Raw genomic sequence first — 23,595 nt, forward strand, 5'->3', positions numbered from 1 at the left:
GAGAGGGCTACGCCTGTCTCGGCACCAGCGGCGTCCGCTTCGGGACCAGGCGCGGCAGTGCGTACGGCAGCGTGCCGTACCACACGCGTGCCACTCCGTAACCGAAGGCGAGGCACAGCATGCCGCCGACCGCGTCCAGCCAGAAGTGGTTGGCCGTGGCCACGATGACGACGAGGGTGAGTGTGGGGTAGAGCACGCCCAGCACCCGGACCCAGGGGACGGTCGCCAGCGCGAAGATCGTCAGGCCGGACCACAGGGACCAGCCGATGTGCATGGACGGCATCGCGGCGTACTGGTTGGACATGTTCTTCAGGTCGCCGGAGGCCATCGAACCCCAGGTCTGGTGGACCATGACCGTGTCGATGAAGTGGCCGCCGTTCATCAACCGGGGCGGGGCGAGCGGATACAGATAGTAACCGACGAGTGCCACGCCCGTCGTCGCGAACAGCACCATGCGGGTCGCCGCGTAGCGGCCGGGATGGCCGCGGTAGAGCCACACCAGGACACCCAGGGTGACCAGGAAGTGCAGTGTCGCGTAGTAGTAGTTCATGCCGACGATGAGCCAAGTCACCGAGTTCACGGCATGGTTGACGGACTGCTCGACGGCGATGCCCAGCTGCTGCTCGGCCTTCCAGATCCAGTCGGCGTTGCGCAGCGCCTCGGCCTTCTGCTCCGGAACGGCGTTGCGGATCAGTGAGTACGTCCAGTAACTCACCGCGATCAACAGGATCTCGAACCACAGCCGAGGCCGACGCGGAGTACGCAGCCGATCCAGGAAACCCGCCCCCGTGTCGTCCGCGACGGGGTGCGGAACGGCCTCTTCCCGGCCTTCCAGTGTCGTCACGGTCGTGTCACCCATGAGCACAGAGTCTGCCAGACAAGACGTGCCGCTCCGATCACCCCCGGGTGGTATTCAGCACGCACGTTCTACGGCCGCGGGAGGCGCTCGTCTCGTACCCGTGTACCAAGCTCGTCTCGTACCCGTGTATCGAGTGGAGCGGCGATTCTCCGTCCTAGGGACGATGCCGGTCCCCAGGGGCCGAAGCGGTCGAACCGCGCACCACCAGTTCCGGCATGAACACGAACTCGCTGTGCGGCGCGGGCGTCCCGCCGATCTCCTCCAGCAGCGTGCGCACCGCCGCCTGACCCATCGCCGGGACCGGCTTGCGGATGGTGGTCAGGGGCGGGTCGGTGAAGGCGATCAGCGGGGAGTCGTCGAAGCCCACGACCGAGATGTCCGTCGGGACCTTCAGGCCCAGCTGCCGGGCCGCGCGTATCGCGCCCAGGGCCATCATGTCGCTGGCGCACACCACCGCCGTGCAGTCCCGGCCGATGAGGGCGGTGGCCGCGGCCTGGCCGCCCTCCAGGGTGTACAGGGAGTGCTGGACGAGTTCCGACTCGACGGCCTCCTGGCTCAGGCCCAGCTGGTCCTGCATCGCCCGCACGAAGCCCTCGATCTTGCGCTGCACGGGGACGAACCGTTTCGGGCCGAGGGCCAGGCCGATCCGGGTGTGGCCCAGGGAGACGAGGTGGGTGACCGCCAGGGTCATCGCCGCCCGGTCGTCGGGGGAGATGAAGGGCGCCTGCACCTTCGGGGAGAAGCCGTCGACCAGCACGAACGGCACGCCCTGCGCGCGCAGCTGCTCGTAGCGCTGCATGTCGGCGGTGGTGTCGGCGTGCAGCCCGGAGACGTAGATGATCCCGGCGACCCCGCGGTCCACCAGCATCTCGGTCAGCTCGTCCTCGGTGGAGCCGCCGGGGGTCTGCGTGGCCAGCACCGGGGTGTAGCCCTGCCGGGTCAGCGCCTGGCCGATGACCTGGGCCAGGGCCGGGAATATCGGGTTCTCCAGCTCCGGGGTGATCAGGCCGACGAGGCCCGCGCTGCGCTGCCGCAGCCGTACCGGGCGCTCGTAGCCGAGGACGTCGAGCGCGGCCAGCACGGACTGGCGGGTGGTGGCGGCGACGCCCGGCTTCCCGTTGAGGACGCGGCTGACGGTCGCTTCGCTCACCCCCGCCTGAGCAGCGATGTCGGCAAGCCGTGTGGTCACGGCACTGGACTGTACCGGCCGTATGTCGCCTTGCACACCAATCGGACGCCGGGTGCGGGCGGTTGACCGGCGCGCTGCGGGTTGCTGCGGCATGGCGTCCCTTCGGGAAACGGATGGCAAGAGCTTGCAGAGTCTTGCACAGCACGGTCCGTGCCCGCTCAACCCCGCAGAACAACGGTCTCACAGCGATCGACGGGAGGTCACGTGCGGATAACTTCAGTGATGCCTTGCACTTTTTTTCTGCAAGGTCTTTCGCAACGCTTGCATCGCTGTTACGTTCACCGTCGCCCGGCCGCCGCAACGGCGCAGTCGGCACACAGACAGGGGCGGTAGACGGGACCACCCCCTGCTCACTCGGGCTTTCACCCTCAAGGAGAACTCATGCGGCGTGGCATAGCGGCCACCGCGCTGGTGGCGTCCCTCGCCCTCGCGGCGACGGCCTGCGGCGGAAGTGACAGCGGCGACAGTGCCGACGGGCCGGTCACCATCACCTGGTGGGACACCTCCAACGCCACCAACGAGGCGCCGACGTACCAGGCCCTGGTCAAGGAGTTCGAGGCCGCCAACAAGGGCATCAAGGTCAAGTACGTCAACGTCCCCTTCGACCAGGCGCAGAACAAGTTCGACACGGCCGCCGGTTCCAAGGGCGCCCCGGACGTGCTGCGCTCCGAGGTCGGCTGGACCCCCGCCTTCGCCAAGAAGGGCTACTTCCTGCCGCTGGACGGCACCGAGGCCCTCGCCGACCAGGACAGGTTCAAGCCCAACCTGATCGAGCAGGCCAAGTACGAGGGCAAGACCTACGGCGTCCCCTTCACCACGGACACCCTCGCCCTCGTCTACAACAAGGAACTGTTCCAGAAGGCCGGCGTCGAGGCCCCCAAGACCTGGGACGACCTGAAGAAGGCCGCCGCCACGATCAAGGACAAGACCGGCGTCGACGGCTACTGGGGCTCCACCCAGGCCTACTACGCCCAGACGTTCCTCTACGGCGAGGGCACCGACACCGTCGACGCCGACGCCAAGAAGATCACCGTCAACTCGCCCGAGGCCAAGAAGGCCTACGAGACCTGGCTGAGCCTCTTCGACGGCAAGGGCCTGCACAAGGCCGACACCACCGCGGACGCCTACGCCCACATCCAGGACGCGTTCGTCAACGGCAAGGTCGCCGCGATCATCCAGGGCCCCTGGGAGATCACCAACTTCTACAAGGGCTCCGCGTTCAAGGACAAGGAGAACCTGGGCATCACCACCGTCCCGGCCGGCTCCACCGGCAAGGCGGGCGCCCCGACCGGCGGCCACAACCTCTCCGTGTACGCCGGCTCCGACGAGGCCCACCAGAAGGCCGCGCTGACGTTCGTCAACTTCATGACCTCGGCGAAGGCGCAGGAGACCATCGCACTGAAGAACTCCACGCTGCCCACCCGCGACGACGCCTACACCGCCGAGGTCAAGGCCGACCCGGGCATCGCCGGCTACCAGGGTGTCCTCGCCGCCGCCCAGCCGCGCCCCGCGCTGCCCGAGTACAGCTCGCTGTGGGGCCCGCTCGACGACGAGCTGCTCAAGGTCGCCGGCGGCAAGGAGTCCCTGGACAAGGGGTTGAGCAACGCCGAGACCTCGATCGCCAAGCTGGTGCCGGACTTCAGCAAGTGACCCCGACCGGCCGTTGGATCCGCCTGACTCATGGGGGGACGGATCCAGCGGCCGTCGGCCTGTGCGTCACGCCCCTTGATCCGCAGACCCACACGAAGGTTGTCGAACCATGACAGTCGCCGTTCAGCGCCTGAGGCGCAGCTACCAGAAGTACTGGTACGCCTACGCGATGATCGCCCCCGTGGTCGTCGTGCTCGGCGTCCTGGTGCTGTATCCGCTGGCGTACGGTTTCTACCTGACGCTCACGGACGCCAACAGCCTCAACACGGCCCGCACGATCGGCGTCAACGAGATCGAGGCCACCTACAAGTTCATCGGTTTCGACAACTATGCCGACATCCTGTGGGGTGAGACCGCCTACGACCGTTTCTGGTCGCACTTCATCTGGACCATCGTGTGGACGGCCACCTGCGTCGGCCTGCACTTCTCCATCGGTCTGGGCCTCGCCCTGCTGCTCAACCAGAAGCTGCGCGGCCGCACCTTCTACCGGCTGATCATGGTCCTGCCGTGGGCCGTGCCCACCTTCGTCACCGTCTTCGGCTGGCGCTTCATGCTCGCCGACGGCGGCGTCATCAACTCCGCCCTGCACATGCTGCAGCTGCCGGGCCCGCAGTGGCTGGAGGACACCTTCTGGCAGCGGTTCGCCGCGATCATGGTCAACACCTGGTGCGGTGTGCCGTTCATGATGGTCTCGCTGCTCGGGGGCCTGCAGTCGATCGACCGCACGCTGTACGAGGCCGCCGAGATGGACGGCGCGAACGCCTGGCAGCGCTTCCGCTACGTCACCCTGCCGGGCCTGAGGTCGGTCAGCTCCACCGTCGTCCTGCTCGGCGTGATCTGGACCTTCAACCAGTTCGCGGTGATCTTCCTGCTGTTCGGCACCACCGCCCCGGACGCCCAGATCCTCGTCACCTGGGCGTACTACCTCGGCTTCGGACAGCAGCCGCGCGACTTCGCCCAGTCCGCCGCCTACGGCATCCTGCTGCTGGCCATCCTGATCGTCTTCACCTCCGTCTACCGCCGCTGGCTGAACCGCAATGAGCAGCAGCTCGCGATCTGAGGCAGGAGTCCCCATGAGCATCACGACCGTTGAGAAGTCCGCCACCGCGGACCGGGCCCCCGCCTCCGTCCCGCCGCGCAGGACGCGCCGGCGCGGTGAGCGCGGCCTCGTCGGGACCCTCGCCTCGCACGGCATCCTGACCGTCGCCAGCCTCATCGCGCTGTTCCCGATCGCCTGGCTGGTCTTCCTGTCCCTCGGCCCGGACAAGGACGACTATCTGCACCCCGGGCGCATCTGGGGGAAGATGACGTTCGACAACTACGCGTTCGTCCTGACGGAGACGAACTTCTTCGACTGGCTGAAGAGTTCGCTGGTCGTCTCGCTGGGCACCACGGTCATCGGCGTGCTCATCGCCGCCACCACCGGCTACGCGGTGTCCCGGATGCGCTTCCCCGGCTACCGGAAGTTCATGTGGGTGCTGCTGGTCACCCAGATGTTCCCGATCGCCGTGCTGATCGTGCCGATGTACCAGATCCTGTCGGAACTCCAGCTCATCGACACCTACCTCGGCCTGATCCTCGTCTACTGCTCGACGGCCGTGCCGTACTGCGCCTGGCTGCTCAAGGGCTACTTCGACACCATCCCCTTCGAGATCGACGAGGCGGGACGCGTCGACGGGCTCTCCCCGTTCGGCACCTTCCTGCGGCTGATCCTGCCGCTCGCCCGGCCGGGCCTGGCGGTAGCGGCGTTCTACAGCTTCATCACCGCCTTCGGCGAGGTCGCCTTCGCCACCACGTTCCTGCTGGACGACGAGAAGTACACGTTCGCGGTCGGCCTGCAGAGCTTCGTCAGCGAGCACGACGCCCAGCGCAACCTGATGGCCGCCACCGCCGTACTGATCGCGATACCGGTCTCCGCGTTCTTCTACCTCGTGCAGAAGAACCTGGTGACCGGCCTCACCGCCGGTGGCACAAAGGGCTGACCGGCCCGTACGAGAATCCCGCGCGCCGTGCCGCGCGGGTGGCGGCCGCGGTGCCCTCCCCCAGAGGGAGGACCCCCAGACCCCGCTGTACCGCGGCCGCCTCGTCTCTCCCCCCAGCACAGCCGCCCCACTCACGCCCGATGACTCCCTGACGCATCAAGGACGCCATGAGCCAGTACTCCACCGACCCGGCCCCGACCTCCGCCGTCGCCACCGTCGCCCGCCGCCGCGACTGGTGGCGCGACGCGGTGATCTACCAGGTCTATCCGCGCAGCTTCGCCGACAGCAACGGCGACGGCATGGGCGACCTGGAGGGCGTACGATCCCGACTCCCGTACCTGCGCGACCTCGGCGTGGACGCCGTGTGGCTCAGCCCCTTCTACGCCTCCCCGCAGGCCGACGCCGGGTACGACGTCGCCGACTACCGGGCCGTCGACCCCATGTTCGGCTCCCTGCTGGACGCGGACGCGCTGATCCGCGACGCCCATGAGCACGGCCTGCGCATCATCGTCGACCTGGTCCCGAACCACTCCTCCGACCAGCACGAATGGTTCAAGCGGGCGCTCCGCGAAGGCCCCGGCTCCCCGCTCCGGGAGCGCTACCACTTCCGCCCCGGCAAGGGGAAGAACGGCGAACTCCCGCCCAACGACTGGGAGTCCATCTTCGGCGGCCCGGCGTGGACGAGGGTCACCGAACCGGACGGCACCCCCGGCGAGTGGTATCTCCATCTCTTCGCACCCGAGCAGCCCGACTTCAACTGGGAACACCCTGCGGTCGGCGACGAGTTCCGCTCCATCCTGCGCTTCTGGCTGGACATGGGCGTGGACGGCTTCCGCATCGACGTCGCGCACGGCCTGGTGAAGGCCGAGGGCCTGCCCGACCTGGGCTCCCACGAGCAGCTGAAGCTGCTGGGCAACGATGTCATGCCGTTCTTCGACCAGGACGGCGTGCACGCCATCTACCGGCAGTGGCGCACCATCCTCGACGAGTACGCGGGGGAGCGCATCTTCGTCGCCGAGGCGTGGACCCCCACCGTCGAGCGGACCGCGAACTACGTCCGCCCGGACGAGCTGCACCAGGCCTTCAACTTCCAGTACCTCGGCACGGACTGGGACGCCAAGGAGCTCCGTAGGGTCATCGACCGGACCCTGGAGGCGATGCGTCCGGTCGGTGCCCCCGCCACCTGGGTGCTGTCCAACCACGACGTCACCCGGCACGCCACCCGCTTCGCCAACCCGCCCGGCCTCGGCACGCAGATCCGCGAGGCCGGTGACCGCGAGCTGGGGCTCCGGCGGGCGCGGGCGGCCACGCTGCTGATGCTGGCGCTGCCCGGATCGGCGTACATCTACCAGGGCGAGGAGCTGGGCCTGCCGGACGTCGTCGACCTGCCGGACGAGGTGCGCCAGGACCCGGCGTACTTCCGCGGCGCGGGGCAGGACGGGTTCCGCGACGGCTGCCGGGTGCCGATTCCGTGGACGCGCACGGGGTCGTCGTACGGCTTCGGCAGCGGGGGCAGCTGGCTGCCGCAGCCGGAGGGGTGGGGCGAGCTGAGCGTTCAGGCGCAGGAGGGGGTGGCCGGTTCGACGCTGGAGCTGTACCGGGCCGCGCTCGCCGCGCGCCGTGCGCAGCCCGACCTCGGCGCGGGGGAGACGGTCGAGTGGCTGAAAACGCCCGAGGGGGTGCTCGCCTTCCGGCGTGGCGAGTTCGTGTGCGTCGCGAACACCGGCGGGGAGTCGGTGACGACTCCGGTGTACGGGCGTCTGCTGCTCGCCAGTGGTGAGGTGAGCGAGGCGGACGGCGAGGTGAAGGTTCCGGCCGACACCACGGTGTGGTGGTCGACGGCGTCCTGAAAGCCGTCTCGCAACATTTTTCATTGAAGTTCGTACGGCCCGCTGCCCTTTCGGGCGGCGGGCCTTTAACATCTCCGTCACCGCAAGTTGGCTGAAAGTTTTCAGCAAGAGCCTTCAACGGTGAAGGAAACCCCACATGGCACGCAGAACCCTCCCCTGGGCGGCCGTACTCGCAGTCGGCGCCCTTGTCATGACCCCGTCCGCTGCGGACGCCTCCCCACCCGGCACCAAGGACGTCACCGCCGTTCTCTTCGAGTGGAACTTCGCCTCGGTCGCCCGCGAGTGCACGAACATCCTCGGCCCCGCGGGCTACGGCTACGTGCAGGTCTCCCCGCCTGCCGAGCACATACAGGGCGCGCAGTGGTGGACGTCGTACCAGCCGGTGAGCTACAAGATCGCCGGGCGTCTCGGCGACCGCGCGGCGTTCCACAACATGGTGGACACCTGCCACGCGGCGGGCGTGAAGGTGGTCGTGGACACGGTCATCAACCACATGTCGGCAGGCAACGGCACCGGCACGGGCGGCTCGTCGTACACGAAGTACGACTACCCCGGCCTGTACTCCTCCTTCGACTTCGACGACTGCACGGCCCAGATCACCAACTACCAGGACCGCTGGAACGTCCAGCACTGCGAACTGGTGGGCCTGGCCGACCTGGACACGGGCGAGGACTACGTCCGCGGGGCCATCGCCCGCTACATGAACGACCTGCTCTCCCTCGGCGTCGACGGTTTCCGCATCGACGCGGCCAAGCACATGCCGTCGGACGACCTGGCCAACATCAAGTCGCGGCTGAGCGATCCGTCCGTCTACTGGAAGCAGGAGGTCATCTACGGCAGCGGAGAGGCGGTCCAGCCGACGGAGTACACGGGCAATGGGGATGTCCAGGAGTTCCGGTACGCCTACGACCTCAAGCGGGTCTTCACCAACGAGAACCTCGCCTATCTGAAGAACTACGGCGAGGGCTGGGGCTACATGAGCAGCGGCGTGGCGGGCGTCTTCGTCGACAACCACGACACCGAGCGCAACGGCTCCACGCTGAGCTACAAGGACGGGGCCAACTACACGCTGGCCAACGTCTTCATGCTGGCCTGGCCCTACGGCGCCCCTGACATCAACTCCGGTTACGAGTTCACCGACCACGACGCCGGACCGCCGAACGGCGGCCATGTCAACGCCTGTTGGCAGGACGGCTGGAAGTGCCAGCACGCCTGGCCGGAGATCCAGCGCATGGTCGCCTTCCGCAATGCCACGCGGGGCGAGTCGGTGACGAACTGGTGGGACAACGGCGGCGACGCGATCGCCTTCGGGCGGGGCAGCAAGGGTTTCGTGGCGATCAACCACGAGTCCGGGTCGCTGACCCGCACGTACCAGACGTCGCTGCCTGCGGGGACGTACTGCGACGTCCAGAACAACACGACGGTGACGGTGAACGGCTCCGGCCAGTTCACGGCGACGCTGGGCAGTAACACGGCGCTGGCGATCTACGCGGGCAAGTCGAGCTGCTGACCGGGCAAGGGGCGGTTGGCGCCGGCCGGCCGCCCCCTTGACACCTGTGGGAGGTCAGGGGCAGGCGTTCGGGTTCCGGGCGAGGGCGAGACCGGAGGGCGAAGGTGGCGCGCAGCAACGCGAACGCCGCCAACGCCATGCCCGGCCGCCATGTATGCCGCACACGAAGGCGGACGGTGTCCAGGGTTCGTAGAAGGAGGGACCCGTGAACATGCCCGGAAACGTAGCCGTTCGGTGCCGGGAGGGGTTCCGGTCCGGCTGGGCCCCGCCCAACCGGCCTTCCGGCGGTGCTGAAACTTCTTGCTAAGTGTTTCAACACTCTTGCTGTAAACCTTTCGTCAGCGATACGGTCGCGCCGGGCGCCCGGCGACGAAGCCGTGCCGCGGCGCAGGGGTCGGACTGAAAAGACTCAAAAGAGCCGCAATCGCAAGGAGTTCACGCTCGTGATACCGAGATGGCCGGCGCCCCGCACGCGCCGTACCGCCCATGTCAGACGGGTCGCGGCCGTCACCGTGGCCGCGCTCGCCGCAGCGCTCGTCCAACCCCTCGCCGCCCGGGCGGCCACCCCGCCCCCGCCCCCGCCCCCGCCCGACGCGAAGCTCGCCGCCGAGCCCGCCCGGCACGACCTCACCCGCGAGCAGTTCTACTTCGTGCTGCCGGACCGCTTCGCCAACGGGGACAGGCGCAACGACCGCGGCGGACTCACCGGTTCACGTCTCACCACCGGCTACGACCCCACCGACAAGGGCTTCTACCAGGGCGGCGACCTCAAGGGCCTGACCCGCGAGCTCGACTACATCAAGGGCCTCGGCACCACCGCCATCTGGCTCGCCCCGATCTTCAAGAACCAGCCGGTGCAGGGGGAGGGCGCCCACGCCTCCGCCGGGTACCACGGATACTGGATCACCGACTTCACCCAGGTCGACCCGCACTTCGGCACCAACAAGGACCTCGAAACCCTCATCGACAAGGCGCACGCCAAGGGCATGAAGGTCTTCTTCGACGTCATCACCAACCACACCGCCGACGTCGTCGACTACGAGGAGAAGTCCTACGACTATCTCTCCAAGGGCGCCTTCCCGTACCTGACCAAGGACGGCGAGCCGTTCGACGACGCCGACTACGCGGACGGCACGCGGAAGTTCCCCAAGACCGACGCCGGTTCCTTCCCGCGCACCCCCGTCGTCCCCGGCGCCAAGCGGAAGCTCAAGGTGCCCTCCTGGCTCAACGACCCGACGATGTACCACAACCGCGGCGACTCCACCTGGGCCGGTGAGTCGGCGACGTACGGCGACTTCGTCGGTCTCGACGATCTGTGGACCGAGCGTCCCGAGGTCGTCGAGGGCATGGAGAAGATCTACAAGAGGTGGGTCAGGGACTTCGACATCGACGGCTTCCGGATCGACACCGTCAAGCACGTCAACATGGAGTTCTGGACCCAGTGGGCCACCGCCCTGGACGCGTACGCGGCCAGGAAGGGCCGGGACGACTTCTTCATGTTCGGCGAGGTCTACTCCGCCGACACCAACGTCACCGCCCCGTACGTCACCCAGGGCCGCCTCGACTCCACGCTCGACTTCCCCTTCCAGGACGCGGCCCGCGCGTACGCCTCCCAGGGCGGCAGCGCCAAGAAGCTGGCAGCGGTCTTCGCCGACGACTACAAGTACACGACCGGCACGGCGAACGCGTACGAGCAGGTCACCTTCCTCGGCAACCACGACATGGGCCGCATCGGGACCTTCCTCAAGCAGGACAACCCGGACGCGACCGACGCCGAGCTGCTCAGGCGGGCCCGGCTCGCCAACGAGCTGATGTTCCTCAGCCGCGGCAACCCGGTGATCTACTACGGCGACGAGCAGGGCTTCACCGGCGCTGGCGGCGACAAGGACGCCCGTCAGACGATGTTCGCCTCCGCCACCGCCGACTACCTCGACGACGACCAGCTCGGCACGGACCGTACGCACGCCAGCGACGCCTACGACACCGGCGCACCGCTCTACCGGCAGATCAGCGCTCTCGCCAAGCTGCGCAAGGCCCACCCCGCCCTCGCCGACGGGGTCCAGACCGAGCGGTACGCCGCCGACGGCCCCGGCGTCCACGCCGTCACCCGCACGGATGCGCAGACCGGCACCGAATACGTCGTCGCCTTCAACAACGCCGCCGAGGCGAAGACGGCGACCTTCCCGACCGGCTCGGCGCACATGGGCTTCGACGGGATCCACGGAACCGACGACCACCTGACGTCCGACGCCGACCGCATGGTGACCGTCACCGTCCCGGCCCGATCCGCCGTCGTCTACAGGGCGAGCGGCAAGCTCCCCGCCCCCGCCACCAAGCCGACGCTCACCCTGAAGGCCCCGGACCCCGGCGCCACCGGCACCGTCGAGCTGACGGCCGACGTCGGCGGCGGGCAGCTCAACCGCGTCGTCTTCGCCGCGCAGACCGGCAACGGCAAGTGGCGCACCCTCGGCTCCGCCGACCACGCCCCGTACAAGGTCACGCACACCATCGGCAAGGACGTCGAGCCCGGCACCGCCCTGCGCTACAAGGCCGTGGTGATCGACTCCAAGGGCCGTACGGCGAGTGCCACGGCCGTGTCCACCACCGGCGCCCCGCCCGCCGAGGAGATCCCCACCGCCTCCTCCCGCGACTACGCGATCGTCCACTACCACCGCCCCGACGGGAACTACGCCGACTGGGGCCTGTACGCCTGGGGCGATCTCGCCGACGGGGAGTCGACCACCTGGCCGGACAGTCACCCCTTCATCGGCCGTGACGCCTACGGCGCCTTCGCCTACGTCAAGCTCAGGCCCGGCGCCTCGACCGTCGGTTTCCTGGTCATCGACAAGGACGGCAACAAGGACGTCTCCGTCGACCGCACGATCGATGTGACGCAGACCGGCGAGGTCTGGATCGAGCAGGGCAAGGACACCGTCCGCACGGAACGCCCGGAGTACCCGGCGCAGGACACGTCCAAGGCCGTACTGCACTACCACCGCGCCGACGGCGACTACGACGGCTGGGGCATCCACGTCTGGACCGGCGCGGCGCAGCCCACCGACTGGTCGAAGCCCCTGATGCCGGTGAAGACTGATTCCTATGGCGCGGTCTTCGAGGTGCCGCTCACCGAGGGTGCCACCAGCCTCAGCTACATCATCCACAAGGGCGACGAGAAGGACCTGCCCGCCGACCAGTCGCTCGACCTCAAGGCGGGCGGTCACGAGGTGTGGCTCTTGAGCGGTCAGGAGAAGTACCTGCTGCCGCAGCCCGCGGGCAGCGCCGCCGCGCTCGATCCGACGACCTCCAAGGCGATCTGGATCGACCGGAACACGGTGGCCTGGAACGGCTCCGACGCGGCCGCCTCAACCCAGCTGCTGTACTCGCCCCACGGCTCGATCAAGGCCGAGAACGGCACGCTCACCGGCGACGGCGCCAAGTGGCTCCGCCTTGCGAAGACCGCCCTCACCGACGCCCAGAAGGCCAGGTTCCCGCACCTGAAGGACTACACCGCCTGGTCCGTCGACCCGCGCGACCGCGACCGGGTCCGCGAGGCCCTGCGCGGCCAGGTCGTCGCCGCCCAGCGCGCGGCGAACGGCGCCGTGCTCGCCGCGACCGGCGTCCAGATCGCCGGCGTACTCGACGATCTGTACGACGCGACGAAGGCCGACCTCGGCCCGACGTTCCACAAGGGCCGCCCCACCCTGTCCGTCTGGGCACCGACGGCCCAGTCCGTCTCCCTTGAGCTGGACGGCTCGCTGAAGCCGATGCGGCGGAACGCCACCACCGGCGTGTGGTCCGTCACCGGCCCCGCGTCCTGGAAGAACAAGCCGTACCGCTACGTCGTGAAGGTCTGGGCCCCCAGCGTCCGCGAGGTCGTCACCAACAGGGTCACCGATCCGTACTCCCTCGCCCTCACCGCCGACTCCGAGCGCAGCCTCGTCGTCGACCTCGCCGACACGTCGCTGAAGCCCAGCGGCTGGACGTCACTGCGCAAGCCCAGGGCCGTGCCGCTGAAGGACGCCCAGATCCAGGAGCTGCACATCCGGGACTTCTCCGTCGAGGACCGGACGGCCAAGCACCCCGGCACCTACCTCGCCTTCACCGACAGGGCCAGTGACGGCAGCAAGCACCTGCGCAAGCTCGCCGACTCCGGCACCTCCCACGTCCACCTCCTCCCGGCCTTCGACATCGCCACCATCCCCGAGAAGACGTCCGACCAGGCGACCGTCGACTGCGACCTCGCCGCCTTCCCGGCGGACTCCGAGCGGCAGCAGGAATGTGTGTCCGCGATCGCCGCCAAGGACGCCTACAACTGGGGCTACGACCCGTTCCACTACACGGTCCCGGAGGGCTCCTACGCCACCGACCCGGACGGTACGGCCCGTACGGTCGAGTTCCGCAGGATGGTCAAGGCGCTGAACGAGGACGGCCTGCGGGTCGTCATGGACGTCGTCTACAACCACACGGCGGCCAGTGGCCAGGCGCGCACCTCCGTGCTCGACCGGATCGTGCCCGGCTACTACCAGCGGCTCCTCGCGGACGGCACGGTCGCGAACAGCACCTGCTGCGCCAACACCGCCCCCGAGAACGCCATGATGGGCAAGCTCGTCGTCGACTCGGTGGTCACCTGGGCCAAGCAGTACAAGGTGGACGGTTTCCGCTTCGACCTCATGGGCCACCACCCGAAGGCCAACATCCTCGCCGTCCGTGAGGCGCTCGACGCGCTGACCCTGGAGAAGGACGGCGTCGACGGCAAGAAGATCATCCTGTACGGCGAGGGCTGGAACTTCGGCGAGATCGCCGACGACGCCCGCTTCGAGCAGGCCACGCAGAAGAACATGGCCGGTACCGGGATCGCGACCTTCTCCGACCGCGCCCGTGACGCCGTCCGCGGCGGCGGCCCCTTCGACGAGGACCCCGGCGTCCAGGGCTTCGCGTCCGGCCTCTACACCGAACCCAACTCCTCGGCGAGCAACGGCAGTCCGGCCGAGCAGCGGGCCCGCCTGCTGCACTACCAGGACCTCATCAAGGTCGGCCTCTCCGGAAACCTCGCCGGATACCGCTTCACCGACACCACCGGCAAGCAGGTCAAGGGCTCCGAGGTCGACTACAACGGGCAGCCCGCCGGATACGCGGCGGCCCCCGGCGACGCCCTCGCCTACGCCGACGCCCACGACAACGAAACCCTGTTCGACGCGCTCGCCTTCAAGCTGCCCGCATCGACGAGCGCAGCCGGCCGCGCCCGGATGCAGGTCCTCGCCATGGCCACGGCCACCCTCTCCCAGGGCCCGGCTCTCTCCCAGGCCGGCACCGACCTGCTGCGCTCGAAGTCCCTGGACCGCAACTCCTACGACAGCGGCGACTGGTTCAACGCCGTCCACTGGAACTGCGCCGACGGCAACGGCTTCGGACGCGGACTGCCGATGGCCGCCGACAACCGGTCCAAGTGGCCGTACGCCAAGCCGCTGCTGAGCTCGGTCGGCGTCGGGTGCGCCCAGATCGAGGGTGCCTCCGCCGCGTACCGGGACCTGCTGAAGATCCGTACGACGGAGAACGCCTTCTCCCTCGACACGGCCGAGCAGGTCCAGCGGCGGCTCTCCTTCCCGCTGTCCGGCAGGGACGAGACGCCCGGCGTGATCACCATGCGGCTCGGTGACCTGGTCGTGGTGTTCAACGCCACGCCGGAGCGCCAGGAGCAGCGCGTCGAGGCACTGGCCGGGGCCGACTACCGCCTGCATCCGGTCCAGGCGACGGGCGCGGACCCGGTCGTGAAGGGCTCGGCCTACGCGGCGGAGTCGGGCACGTTCACCGTCCCGGCCCGCACGGTGGCCGTGTTCCTCAGGGCAGCGCCCTGAAGGGGCGCGGGGAACTGCGCGACAAGCCACGACGCACCCGCACCCAAAAGACGGCCAATCCCCGCACCACCCGCGGAGCGTAGGGTGCTCCTGTCCGCCGTAGAACAGGAGCACCCATGCCGCAGATCACCGTCGACTACTCCGAGCAGCTCGCCGAGGGCTTCGACCGGCCGGGGTTCGCCAGGGCGCTGCACGCGGCCGTGGTCGACATCGCGGCCGCGAAGCCCCCGGCGTGCAAGACGCAGTTCCGCCGGACCGAGGACACCACGGTCGGCCCCGACACCGAGGGGCACGCCGTGGTGCATGTGCACATCGGCCTCCTGGCCGGGCGTGCCGACGAGACCAAGGCCCGGCTCACCGAGGCCGTGCTGGAGCTGCTGCGGCAGTATGTGAAGCCCACCGGGGGGCTCGACCTGCACGCGTCGGCCGAGGTGCGCGAGCTCGACCCGTCGTACCGGAAGTTCGAGGCCTGAGAAACGTTTCCTCAGGACGCGAGGGAGATCAGCCGGGCCACCAGATCGCTGAACGGCCCGTCGGACGGCTCGTCCTTGAGGGCCTGGCGCATCAGCGTCGCCATCTCCTCGTCGTAGGCCGCGCTGACGGCCGCCAGCGCCGCGAAGTCGTGCACGAGCTGGGTCTCCAGCTCGGCGCGCGGGATGCGTCGGCCGTCCAGCCAGATCAACGCCGTCGACTCGGCGAGCGAGATCCATGACCGCACGACCAGTTCCAGTCGCGCGGGCGGCTCCTCGACGCCGAGATGCGAAAGGATCTGGTCATACGCGGCCTGCCGTACGGCATCGATGAGCGCGTTCGTCGTTGACGAGCCGACCGCCGGGCCGCCGCGCATCAGCGCCGAGAAACCGGGGCCGTGCTCGTCGACGAAGTCGAAGAAGCGGCGCATCACCCGCAGCAACCGGGCGCCGAGGGGGCCCTCGTGCGGTTCGGCGAACCGGCCCGCCAGATCAGCCGCCGCCCGCTGCAACGCGGCCTCGTACAGGCTGAGTTTGCCGGGGAAGTAGTGGTAGACCAGCGGACGTGAGATGCCCGCGGCGGACGCTATCTCGTCGATGGAGACCTCGTCCGGAGAGCGGCGGCTGAACAGTTCGAGGGCGACGCCGATCAACTGCTGCCGCCGCTCCTCGACACCCATTCTGCGGCGAACCCCGGTAGACATACGAACACCTTACCGATCGGATCCAGCCTTGAACGGACAGGATCGACCGAGGGTGTTCACCGGAACCGATCACATATCCAGCACGAGCCGTTCACCGCGCGCCCGCGAGACACAGATCAGCATCGAGTCGGCCCGCTCCCCGTCGGTCAGCAACTCGTCCCGGTGGTCGACCTCGCCCTCCAGCACCCGCTGCTGACAGGTCCCGCAGAAGCCCTGCTCGCAGGAGTACGCGGTGTTCGGCAACGCGGCCCGCACGGCGGCGAGCACGGTGCTGTCGGCGGGCACGGTCAACGTCCGCCCGCTGCGCCGGAGTTCGACCTCGAAGGAACCGCTTCCGTGCAACGACGTCCGGGGCGCGAACCGCTCCAGGCGCACCTCGGGAAACCGTTCCTCGACCGCGGCCGTCAACCCCTCCGGCCCACAGCAGTACACGACGGCGTCCCCCGGGACATCCGCCAACAGCGCGTCCAGGTCCGGCAGTCCGGCCTCGTCCTCGGCCACCACGGTCACCTGACCGCCGCCGAGCTTCTCGACCTCGTCCAGGTACGGCATCGACGCCCGCGTCCGGCCCCCGTACACCAGCCGCCACTCCACGCCCGCCGGCAGTGCCCGCAGCATCGGCAGGATCGGCGTGATCCCGATGCCCCCGGCGACAAAGACGTACGAGTCCGCCGCGACGAGCGGGAAACGGTTACGAGGCCCCCGCACCTCGATCTCCATCCCCTCCCGCACCTGCTCGTGCACCTCCCGCGAACCGCCCCGCCCGTCCGGCACCAGCCGGGTGGCGATCGTGTACGACGAGGTGTCCTCCGGGTCCCCGCACAGCGAGTACTGCCGCACCAGCCCCGACGGCAGCACCAGGTCCAGATGCGCCCCGGGCTCCCAGCGCGGCAGGTCGTGCCCTTCGAGGCGGAGTTGTACGACCCCCTCGGCGACCGTCTCCCGTGAGGTGACCAGGAGCCGGAGCGCCCGCGGTCTCGGCCGCCCGGAGACCGGCTCCGCCAGGGCGGGCATCGGCCACAGCGGCGAGGCCTGGATCCGGCGCCGCATCGCCCGCCGGGCCAGCAGCGCGGTCCCCGCGACGACCGCCGCAGTACGCAGCTTCGGCATCACACGCCCCCCTTCTCGGCGGCCACGGCCGCGGGCGAGGACGCGAGATAGGCGACCGCCTGCTCGGTGGAACCCTCCTGCGACGGGTGATACGTGCGGCTCAGATAACGCGGGATCGACCTCACCATGTCACCGGTGGTCGGCAGCAGGCCCCGCCTGCCGCGCACGTGGAAGTCCTTGAAGGTGGCCTGTCCGCCGAGCAGCGTGGGGTCGTTCGCCATGAAGAAACGCGCCCCGCGCTGCCACAGGAACACCAGCGCCGAGAAGGCGGTCGCCCAGGTGCGGACGCGGCGCCCGTAGCCGCCGTCGACGTGCATGAACAGGTCGAAGGCGACGGAGCGGTGCTCGACCTCCTCGGCGCCGTGCCAGCGCAGTAGGTCCAGCATGGTCGGATCGGCCCCGCGCCGGTCCAGTTCCTCGGCGTTCAGCACCCAGTCGCCGAGGAAGGCGGTGTAGTGCTCGATCGCCGCGATGAGCGCGACCCGCTCCATCAGCCACCACCGGCGCGCCCGGCCCGGCGGCAGAGTGCGGTCGCCGAGCAGCTTTTCGAAGAGCCAGTCGACCTGCGCGGTGTACGGCGTCGGGTCGAGCCCCTGCTCCTTCAGATGCGGCAGTACCTCGTCGTGGGCCTGCGAGTGCATCGCCTCCTGCCCGATGAACCCGATGACGTCCTCGCGCAGCCGGTCGTCCCGTATGTACGGCAGCACCTGCTTGTACACATGCACGAACCACCGCTCACCGGCGGGCAGCAGCAGATGCAGCACATTGATGGTGTGGCTGGTGAACGGATCACCCGGCACCCAGTGCAGCGGTGTGTCCTCCCAGGAGAAGGACACCTTCCGCGGCTTGAGCGGTATGCGCTCGGACTCTACGGGGCGGGGCGCCCGGGCCTGCTTATGAGACATGGCGTCAATGTACTGACGGGTAAGTCGCGGCGGAACCCCTGCGCGGCGACTTGCTGACGCCGGTGTCAGCTAGCCGAGGCCGCTGATCGACCGCCCGTCCTCCAGGGTCCCCTTCAGTTCGGCCCGGGCGCCCTGCTTCGCCTTCGCGGCCAGCAGGTTGCCCTGCGCGGTCTGCTCCACCCCGCCCGTCGTGCTGATCGACGCGGTGTTCCGGCTGCCCGCCGCCAGCAGGTACCAGGAGCCCGCCTCGGACTTCCACAGCACCCCGGCCAGCACCTGCGGATCGCGTGCCCCGCACGCCGCCACGTTCTCCGCCTTCGCGGCGACCGCCCCGTACTTCCCGCCCGGCGTGTGGAACTGCGCCAGCACCCGCTCGCCGCCGCCGCGCCAGGTCTCCCCGCGCGTGCACACCCACGCCGCCGTGCCGCTCGCGTCGGGCAGCGGCTGTGTCGCGTACTGCCAGGCGTTCACCGACCGTACGCCCTGTCCGCGCACGTCGGCCAGGGAGCAGCCGAACGGCGCCCAGGTGCGCAGGGACTCCGCCCCGGACGCGTCGTGCGTCTTGCCCGGGCGGCCGGTGGTGAGGCGGGCGGGGACGAGTTCGCCGAGGTCGGTCATCAGCCGCGTACCGGAGTCGTCGGTGATCTGCAGGACGTTCCAGGAGGTGCAGCCGCCGGTCCGGGCGACGGGGCTGGCCAGCGGTGCGGTGGCGCCGTCGGTGCGGGCGAGGTCCATCGCGCCGGAACCCGGCTTCAGCAGGTCCCGCTCGGCCGTCTTCCTCACCCAGGGCGCGGTCAGGTAGCGGACGTTGCCGTCGGTCCGGTTCAGCAGCACCGCGCTCGCCTCGATGCGGGTCGCGCCGTCGACGCGGGAGAAGTCGAGGGCGGCGCCGGCCGTGCCGTCCTTCGGCTCGGCGTAGCGGGCGATGCGCAGACCGTCGTAGAAGATCACCACGCGCGCGTTGTCGACGTTTCCGGCGTAGAGCAGTTGGGGCGGGCCGGGCGGGCCCCCGGACGGGGTGCCGGGGGTCGCCGAGACCCGGACCGTCTCGCCGGGGCGGGCCCACACGGCGAGGGCGCGGCGCAGCAGCGCGCGGTCGGTGGTGAGGTCGCCGCGCGCGGGCCAGACGGAGAAGTCGGTGCGGGTGGCGGACTGCCAGGCGACGGGGGAGACCTTCAGCAGCCTGCTCGGGTCGAGGGCCGCCTGGGCTGCCGGGTTCTGCGCGTACGGCGGTGCCGCGGCGCCGTCGGGGCCCCAGCCGTCGCCGGGGAGGGCGAGCAGCACCCCGCACACGGCGAGGGCCGCCGCGCCGGCGAGGGCGGCCCTCAGGTGCTGGCGGCGGCGCATCAGGTCGGTGGGCCGGGCCTGCAGCGAGCAGGGGTCGAACTCGGGGGAGTCGAGCAGCGGGTACTGCGCGGGGACGCCGTCGGCCTCCTGGAGCGCGGCGTCCGGGTCGGTGACGCCGGCGGTGCGCAGGACGTGGTGGACGTCGCTGTCGGGGAGCCGCTCCAGGCCGCGCAGGACGTAAGCGGCGCGGGCGGCGGCGGAGAGCGCGGACAGGCGCTGGTCGAGGGCGAGTTCTTCGGCTCCGCCGGAGCGCGGGAACAGGCGCAGCCCCCACACCTGGGGGAGCAGCGGCGGCAGCTGGGACCGCTTGGGCCACGCCCTGCGCCTCAGCGGCAGGCCCGCCTCCAGTGCCGTACGCAGCACCTGGAGGCGGACGAAGGCGTAGCCCGGGTCGCCGTCGCGGCCGGTGGACTGTGCCGGGATCACGGAGGCCTCGGCGCGGCCGCGGGGCAGAGCGCGCTGGGTGAGGGCGTGCGCGGTCAGGACGCGCCGGTTGCGGCCCAGACCGGGCGGCAGCACCAGATAGGCGAGGCGGACCAGCCGCGGATAGTGCTCGACGAGCGCGGCCTCGGCCTGCTCGACGTCGACGACCGGGGCGGAGGGGGAAGACGTGGGGCGCGGGGCGACATCCTGTGACTGCACGTTCAGCAGAACGAGCGAATCGGCGTGAGGTCACCGCCGACGTGTGACGTGCGTCCACGGGGTTGACGAACGCGCGCCGCGCGGTCCGCGGTCGACCGAGTGCGCGTCCGGGGCGGCCGGATTGAGCACCGGGCGATCCGCAGCCGTATCGAAGTGGGGGCGCAGGCTTGTGCCCTTCCCGACCGACCGGAGGAACAGATGAGGTTGACCCGTCCGAAGCTCGCCGTGAGCGGTGCGGTTGCGGTGCTGGCGCTCGCGGGCTGCGGCTCCAGCGGTGACCCGGCGGCAGAGACGGCGACCGGCAGCCTGGAACAGCTGGCCGCCGAGGTCAAGTGCACGCCGAACATCCAGATCGACGCCGACGAGCTCCGCCAGGCCATCTGCAAGGACGGCGACGAGAAGTACATCCTCGCCACCTTCGCCACCGACCGTGGCCAGCGCGAGTGGATCAACGAGTCCAAGCGCATGGGGGGTTTCTTCCTCGTCGGCCGCAAGTGGGTCGCCGTCGGCCACCAGGACGTCGTGAGGGACCTGGGCGGGGAGCTCGGGGGGACGCTGGAGATCGGTGCCGACCATTCCGGCCACTGAGGCGTTCCGGCGCCGGAACACGAGAAGGCCGGCGGTGGGGATCCCACCGCCGGCCTTCTGCATGGTCACCGACTACCGGGTCACTGGCAGTCCTGACCGCTGTTGATGCAGTCGACCACCTGGTCCATCAGGTCCTCGTCCATGACGTTGATGAAGTCGTTGTGGTCGGTGATCGGCTTGTGCAGCTCCTCCGGGAAACCGTCCACCGCGAACGGGGTTTTCACCTGTCCGTTCTCGAAGGTCGGGGCCGGAACGTCGTACACCAGCCGGATCTGCAGCTGCGGGATCGCCTGGAAGCCGTTCGCGCAAGAGCCGTCCGCCTCGACGAAGTCGACGTGGGCGCGGTGGTTGGCGCTGTCGATGTTCTGGCCGTCCCAGCAGCTCTGGAAGTTGGCCGTGCGGACCACCTTGCTGCCTTCGGGGCAGATCGGGTACTTGTCCGTCAGCTGCCGGTCCTCGAAGCCGGTGCAGCTCCAGGAGGCGTTGGCGTTCGCGTCGCCGCCGGTGAAGGCGTTGGCGGCGCCGGTGATGATGCGCAGGAACTTCGGCATCGCGACGACGTCGCCCTGCTTGTTGCCGACGAACTTGATCTCGGCCGTCTCGGGCTTCAGGATCCGGCCGAGGTTGCCCTCGGCGCCACCGCCCAGCTCGTTCTGGTCGAACTCCTCGGTGCCGTCCTGGAGACGGAGCACCGGCCAGTAGTAGGTGGACTTGTCACGCTGGTTCTGGCAGCTGGTCTCGGCGTTGTCCAGGTCCTGGTCGCTGGCGAAGGCGTTGTTGCCCTGGTTGCCGACGTAGTCGTGCGTGTGACGCGCGCCGTTGTCGACGCCCGGGGCGACGATCAGGTTGTCGGTGTTGAAGTTGTTGTTCTCGTTGACACCGCAGAACGTGGTGAAGCTGCCCGTCGAACCGGTGTCCCCGTTCGCCTTGAGCCCGTTCCCGTTCGCCGGGGGCGTGTTCGGCTGGACGGTGGTGATGTCGACGAAGTCGGCGGCCACCGGGCCGGCGGCACCGTTGCCGTTGTCCCCGACCTGGCCCTGACCGTTGCCGTTGTCCTGGCCGTTGTCCTGGCCGTTGTCCTGACCCTGATCCTGACCGTTGTCCTGACCGTTGTCCTGACCGCCGTCGTTCTGGTCACCGTTGCCGTCGTTGGGCTGCGGCTGCTCGGCCGGCACGCCCTTGCACGACGCGAGCTGCTCCAGTCCTCTCGGAGCGGTGCCGCCCACACGCTGGATGTTGATGTTGATCCGGTCGATGGCCGCGACGCGCTTGGACTTCAGCGGCCCGAGGATCGCGTTCTGGACGAAGGCCGGGTCGCCCGCCTGCGCCTGCCGCGTGGAGGCGAGACGGGTGTACGCGTCGGTGATCTGCTTGTCCAGGTTGGCGAGTTCCCTGGCGACGCCGTAGCGCGCCTGCTTCGGCACCTTCCTGAGTTTCAGGCCGACGTCGGGGCAGGAGATCGTGGCGATCTGGGCCCCTGCTGACCTGGTGTTGTTCGACCAGCGGTTCTCCTCGTGTGCCGAGGCATAGAAGTTCGCCCAGACCAGCCCGCCCCCACCGAGCGCTAGGGCCGCCGATGCGGCAATGGCCTTGGTGGCCAGCGGCGTACGGCGTTTTCGTGTATTGCGTCCCATGGAACTCCTCTGACTTCCTTGCGGGGCAGCATCGAGGCGCCCGACAGGAGTGAAGCGGCTCCCTTCCATACGGAGGCCGTCCCACGGGTGTTCAGCCGTCCCGGAAATTGATGAGAAGTTCGTGAGGGCACTGTGGAACCAACTGCCCCTGTTGTACCGGGAGTTGTCGATCCTCCACGGTGAGTGAGTGAGCGGGTATCCGTTATGGGCGCCCGTGGTGGCGGGAGCGGGAGCGGTCAGGAGGTCGCGCCAGGTTCACCCTCCGCGGCCGCGAGCACCTCAGCCTCCACCTCCGGAGCGAGTCCCTTCGAGGTCCGGTCCGGCCGCATGGGCGCCGTACCGCCGATGTCCTGGAGCCACCGCCAGGTGTCGGCGACGGTCTCCTCGACGGGTCGGCAGCGCAGCCCGGTCGCGAGGGCCCGGGACACGTCCGCGCTGTGCAGCGCGTCGTGCAGGTCGCTGCCCGGCGGCACCCACACCGGCAGCTGGGTCCATGGCTCGATGCCCGCGTCCAGGATCACCCCGGGCTCGGTCCAGCGCAGTTCGGCGGTCCCGCCGACGGCGGCCACGCAGGCGCCGAGCAACTCGCCCATGGTGGCGTGCCCTTGCGGACTGATCAGGTTGTACGGCCCGCTCAGCTCCCGCTCCACCGCCCCCAGGATCCACTCCGCGAGGTCGCGGACATCGACGTACTGGAGAGGAAGCTCCCGCGGCCCCGGCGCCAGGACCGGCCCGCCGCGCGCGATACGGCCCAGCCACCAGGGCAGGCGGCCGACGTTCTCGTACGGCCCGATGATCAGCCCGGATCGCACCAGCACGGAACGGTCCGCGCCGAAGGCCTCGACGGCGGCCAGCTCGCCGCCCCGCTTGTCGCGGGCGTAGTCGGTGTGGTCCGCGCCGGCCTCGGCGCCCTCGACCAGGGGCGCGTCCTCGGTGTACCCGGCGGGCGGGGCCCAGGCGTACACGGAGCAGCTCGACACGTACACATACCGCCCGGCGCGGTCCCGCAGCAGCCGTGCCGCGTCCCGCACCGCCCAAGGCGCCGCCGACCAGGTGTCGACGACGGCGTCCCACGCACCGGCCTGCAGGGGGCGGAGCCCGTCGGGCGCGGTGCGGTCCCCCAGCACCTCCCGCACCCCGGGCGGGGCCGCGTGCGTCCCCCGGTGAAAGACGGTGACGTCCCAGCCCCGCCCGAGGGCGGCCTCGACGACGGCCCGGCCCGCGAACTCCGTACCACCCAGCATCAGCAGTCTCATGGGGGTGACTCTGCCCGGGGGAGGGGCGCGGGGGGAAGCGGATC

At 69.7% G+C, this 23,595-nt stretch carries 16 protein-coding genes; 8 read left to right on the forward strand and 8 right to left on the reverse strand.

What is annotated here, in order from left to right; translation table 11 throughout:
* Nucleotides 1-7: 7 nt before the first annotated feature.
* Nucleotides 8-859 (reverse strand): phosphatase PAP2 family protein, encoded by an 852-nt coding sequence (locus KWI83_RS03495; RefSeq protein WP_218512762.1) that lies wholly within the window; start codon nucleotides 857-859, stop codon nucleotides 8-10.
* A gap of 154 nt (nucleotides 860-1,013) precedes the next feature.
* Entirely contained in the window at nucleotides 1,014-2,048 is a 1,035-nt protein-coding gene (locus tag KWI83_RS03500; RefSeq protein WP_308121978.1) for a LacI family DNA-binding transcriptional regulator, read from the reverse strand.
* 381 nt (nucleotides 2,049-2,429) lie between these two features.
* Between KWI83_RS03500 and KWI83_RS03505 the strand changes: the two genes are divergently transcribed.
* From KWI83_RS03505 to KWI83_RS03535, 7 genes are all read left to right on the forward strand, one after another.
* The gene (locus KWI83_RS03505) at nucleotides 2,430-3,698 is read left to right on the forward strand and encodes an extracellular solute-binding protein (RefSeq protein WP_218512764.1); all 1,269 of its coding nucleotides are present in this window, start codon (nucleotides 2,430-2,432) and stop codon (nucleotides 3,696-3,698) included.
* Between the two features lie 109 nt (nucleotides 3,699-3,807).
* Nucleotides 3,808-4,758 (forward strand): carbohydrate ABC transporter permease, encoded by a 951-nt coding sequence (locus tag KWI83_RS03510; protein ID WP_218512765.1) that lies wholly within the window; start codon nucleotides 3,808-3,810, stop codon nucleotides 4,756-4,758.
* Nucleotides 4,759-4,771: 13 nt separating this feature from the next.
* Nucleotides 4,772-5,680: a sugar ABC transporter permease gene (locus KWI83_RS03515; protein ID WP_218512766.1), complete on the forward strand. Its 909-nt coding sequence runs from the start codon at nucleotides 4,772-4,774 to the stop codon at nucleotides 5,678-5,680.
* 167 nt (nucleotides 5,681-5,847) lie between these two features.
* On the forward strand, nucleotides 5,848-7,530 hold the full coding sequence (locus KWI83_RS03520; RefSeq protein WP_218512767.1) for an alpha-amylase family glycosyl hydrolase: 1,683 nt from the start codon (nucleotides 5,848-5,850) through the stop codon (nucleotides 7,528-7,530).
* A 136-nt stretch (nucleotides 7,531-7,666) separates the two neighbouring features.
* Nucleotides 7,667-9,040 carry an alpha-amylase family protein gene (locus KWI83_RS03525; RefSeq protein ID WP_218512768.1) on the forward strand — a complete coding sequence of 458 codons (1,374 nt, stop codon included), beginning with the start codon at nucleotides 7,667-7,669 and terminating at the stop codon, nucleotides 9,038-9,040.
* A gap of 443 nt (nucleotides 9,041-9,483) precedes the next feature.
* Nucleotides 9,484-14,895, forward strand: a complete 5,412-nt coding sequence (gene pulA, locus KWI83_RS03530) for a pullulanase-type alpha-1,6-glucosidase (protein ID WP_218512769.1) — start codon at nucleotides 9,484-9,486, stop codon at nucleotides 14,893-14,895.
* A gap of 116 nt (nucleotides 14,896-15,011) precedes the next feature.
* Nucleotides 15,012-15,368, forward strand: a complete 357-nt coding sequence (locus KWI83_RS03535; protein ID WP_218512770.1) for a 5-carboxymethyl-2-hydroxymuconate Delta-isomerase — start codon at nucleotides 15,012-15,014, stop codon at nucleotides 15,366-15,368.
* An 11-nt stretch (nucleotides 15,369-15,379) separates the two neighbouring features.
* Here KWI83_RS03535 and KWI83_RS03540 read toward each other — a convergent pair whose 3' ends face one another.
* From KWI83_RS03540 to KWI83_RS03555, 4 genes are all read right to left on the reverse strand, one after another.
* Nucleotides 15,380-16,069, reverse strand: a complete 690-nt coding sequence (locus KWI83_RS03540) for a TetR/AcrR family transcriptional regulator (protein WP_218512771.1) — start codon at nucleotides 16,067-16,069, stop codon at nucleotides 15,380-15,382.
* Between the two features lie 69 nt (nucleotides 16,070-16,138).
* Nucleotides 16,139-17,179, reverse strand: a complete 1,041-nt coding sequence (locus tag KWI83_RS03545) for a PDR/VanB family oxidoreductase (protein WP_218512772.1) — start codon at nucleotides 17,177-17,179, stop codon at nucleotides 16,139-16,141.
* Entirely contained in the window at nucleotides 17,179-18,084 is a 906-nt protein-coding gene (locus KWI83_RS03550) for a metal-dependent hydrolase (RefSeq protein ID WP_218512773.1), read from the reverse strand. Before KWI83_RS03550 ends, KWI83_RS03545 begins: the two co-directional genes overlap by 1 nt.
* A gap of 69 nt (nucleotides 18,085-18,153) precedes the next feature.
* A complete protein-coding gene (locus KWI83_RS03555) occupies nucleotides 18,154-20,073 on the reverse strand; it encodes a hypothetical protein (protein WP_218512774.1) in 1,920 nt (639 codons plus the stop codon).
* A 198-nt stretch (nucleotides 20,074-20,271) separates the two neighbouring features.
* Here KWI83_RS03555 and KWI83_RS03560 point away from each other — a divergent pair, with 198 nt between their 5' ends.
* Nucleotides 20,272-20,661, forward strand: a complete 390-nt coding sequence (locus KWI83_RS03560; protein ID WP_218512775.1) for a hypothetical protein — start codon at nucleotides 20,272-20,274, stop codon at nucleotides 20,659-20,661.
* An 80-nt stretch (nucleotides 20,662-20,741) separates the two neighbouring features.
* On the opposite strand, the gene KWI83_RS03565 is transcribed toward KWI83_RS03560, so the two are convergent.
* Nucleotides 20,742-22,295 carry a DUF1996 domain-containing protein gene (locus KWI83_RS03565; RefSeq protein WP_218512776.1) on the reverse strand — a complete coding sequence of 518 codons (1,554 nt, stop codon included), beginning with the start codon at nucleotides 22,293-22,295 and terminating at the stop codon, nucleotides 20,742-20,744.
* Nucleotides 22,296-22,531: 236 nt separating this feature from the next.
* Nucleotides 22,532-23,551 carry an SDR family oxidoreductase gene (locus tag KWI83_RS03570; RefSeq protein ID WP_218512777.1) on the reverse strand — a complete coding sequence of 340 codons (1,020 nt, stop codon included), beginning with the start codon at nucleotides 23,549-23,551 and terminating at the stop codon, nucleotides 22,532-22,534.
* Between the last annotated feature and the right edge of the window lie 44 nt (nucleotides 23,552-23,595).

Source organism: Streptomyces sp. TRM70350 (assembly GCF_019219825.1).
Classification (GTDB): Bacteria; Actinomycetota; Actinomycetes; order Streptomycetales; family Streptomycetaceae; genus Streptomyces.

Coding starts and splice junctions, on each gene's coding strand:
- KWI83_RS03495 (WP_218512762.1), bottom strand. CDS start 859: ATGGGTGACACGACCGTGACGACACTGGAAGGCCGGGAAGAGGCCGTT.
- KWI83_RS03565 (WP_218512776.1), bottom strand. CDS start 22,295: ATGGGACGCAATACACGAAAACGCCGTACGCCGCTGGCCACCAAGGCC.
- KWI83_RS03535 (WP_218512770.1), top strand. CDS start 15,012: ATGCCGCAGATCACCGTCGACTACTCCGAGCAGCTCGCCGAGGGCTTC.
- KWI83_RS03545 (WP_218512772.1), bottom strand. CDS start 17,179: ATGCCGAAGCTGCGTACTGCGGCGGTCGTCGCGGGGACCGCGCTGCTG.
- KWI83_RS03560 (WP_218512775.1), top strand. CDS start 20,272: ATGAGGTTGACCCGTCCGAAGCTCGCCGTGAGCGGTGCGGTTGCGGTG.
- KWI83_RS03540 (WP_218512771.1), bottom strand. CDS start 16,069: ATGTCTACCGGGGTTCGCCGCAGAATGGGTGTCGAGGAGCGGCGGCAG.
- KWI83_RS03515 (WP_218512766.1), top strand. CDS start 4,772: ATGAGCATCACGACCGTTGAGAAGTCCGCCACCGCGGACCGGGCCCCC.
- KWI83_RS03510 (WP_218512765.1), top strand. CDS start 3,808: ATGACAGTCGCCGTTCAGCGCCTGAGGCGCAGCTACCAGAAGTACTGG.
- KWI83_RS03525 (WP_218512768.1), top strand. CDS start 7,667: ATGGCACGCAGAACCCTCCCCTGGGCGGCCGTACTCGCAGTCGGCGCC.
- KWI83_RS03570 (WP_218512777.1), bottom strand. CDS start 23,551: ATGAGACTGCTGATGCTGGGTGGTACGGAGTTCGCGGGCCGGGCCGTC.
- KWI83_RS03520 (WP_218512767.1), top strand. CDS start 5,848: ATGAGCCAGTACTCCACCGACCCGGCCCCGACCTCCGCCGTCGCCACC.
- KWI83_RS03550 (WP_218512773.1), bottom strand. CDS start 18,084: ATGTCTCATAAGCAGGCCCGGGCGCCCCGCCCCGTAGAGTCCGAGCGC.
- KWI83_RS03505 (WP_218512764.1), top strand. CDS start 2,430: ATGCGGCGTGGCATAGCGGCCACCGCGCTGGTGGCGTCCCTCGCCCTC.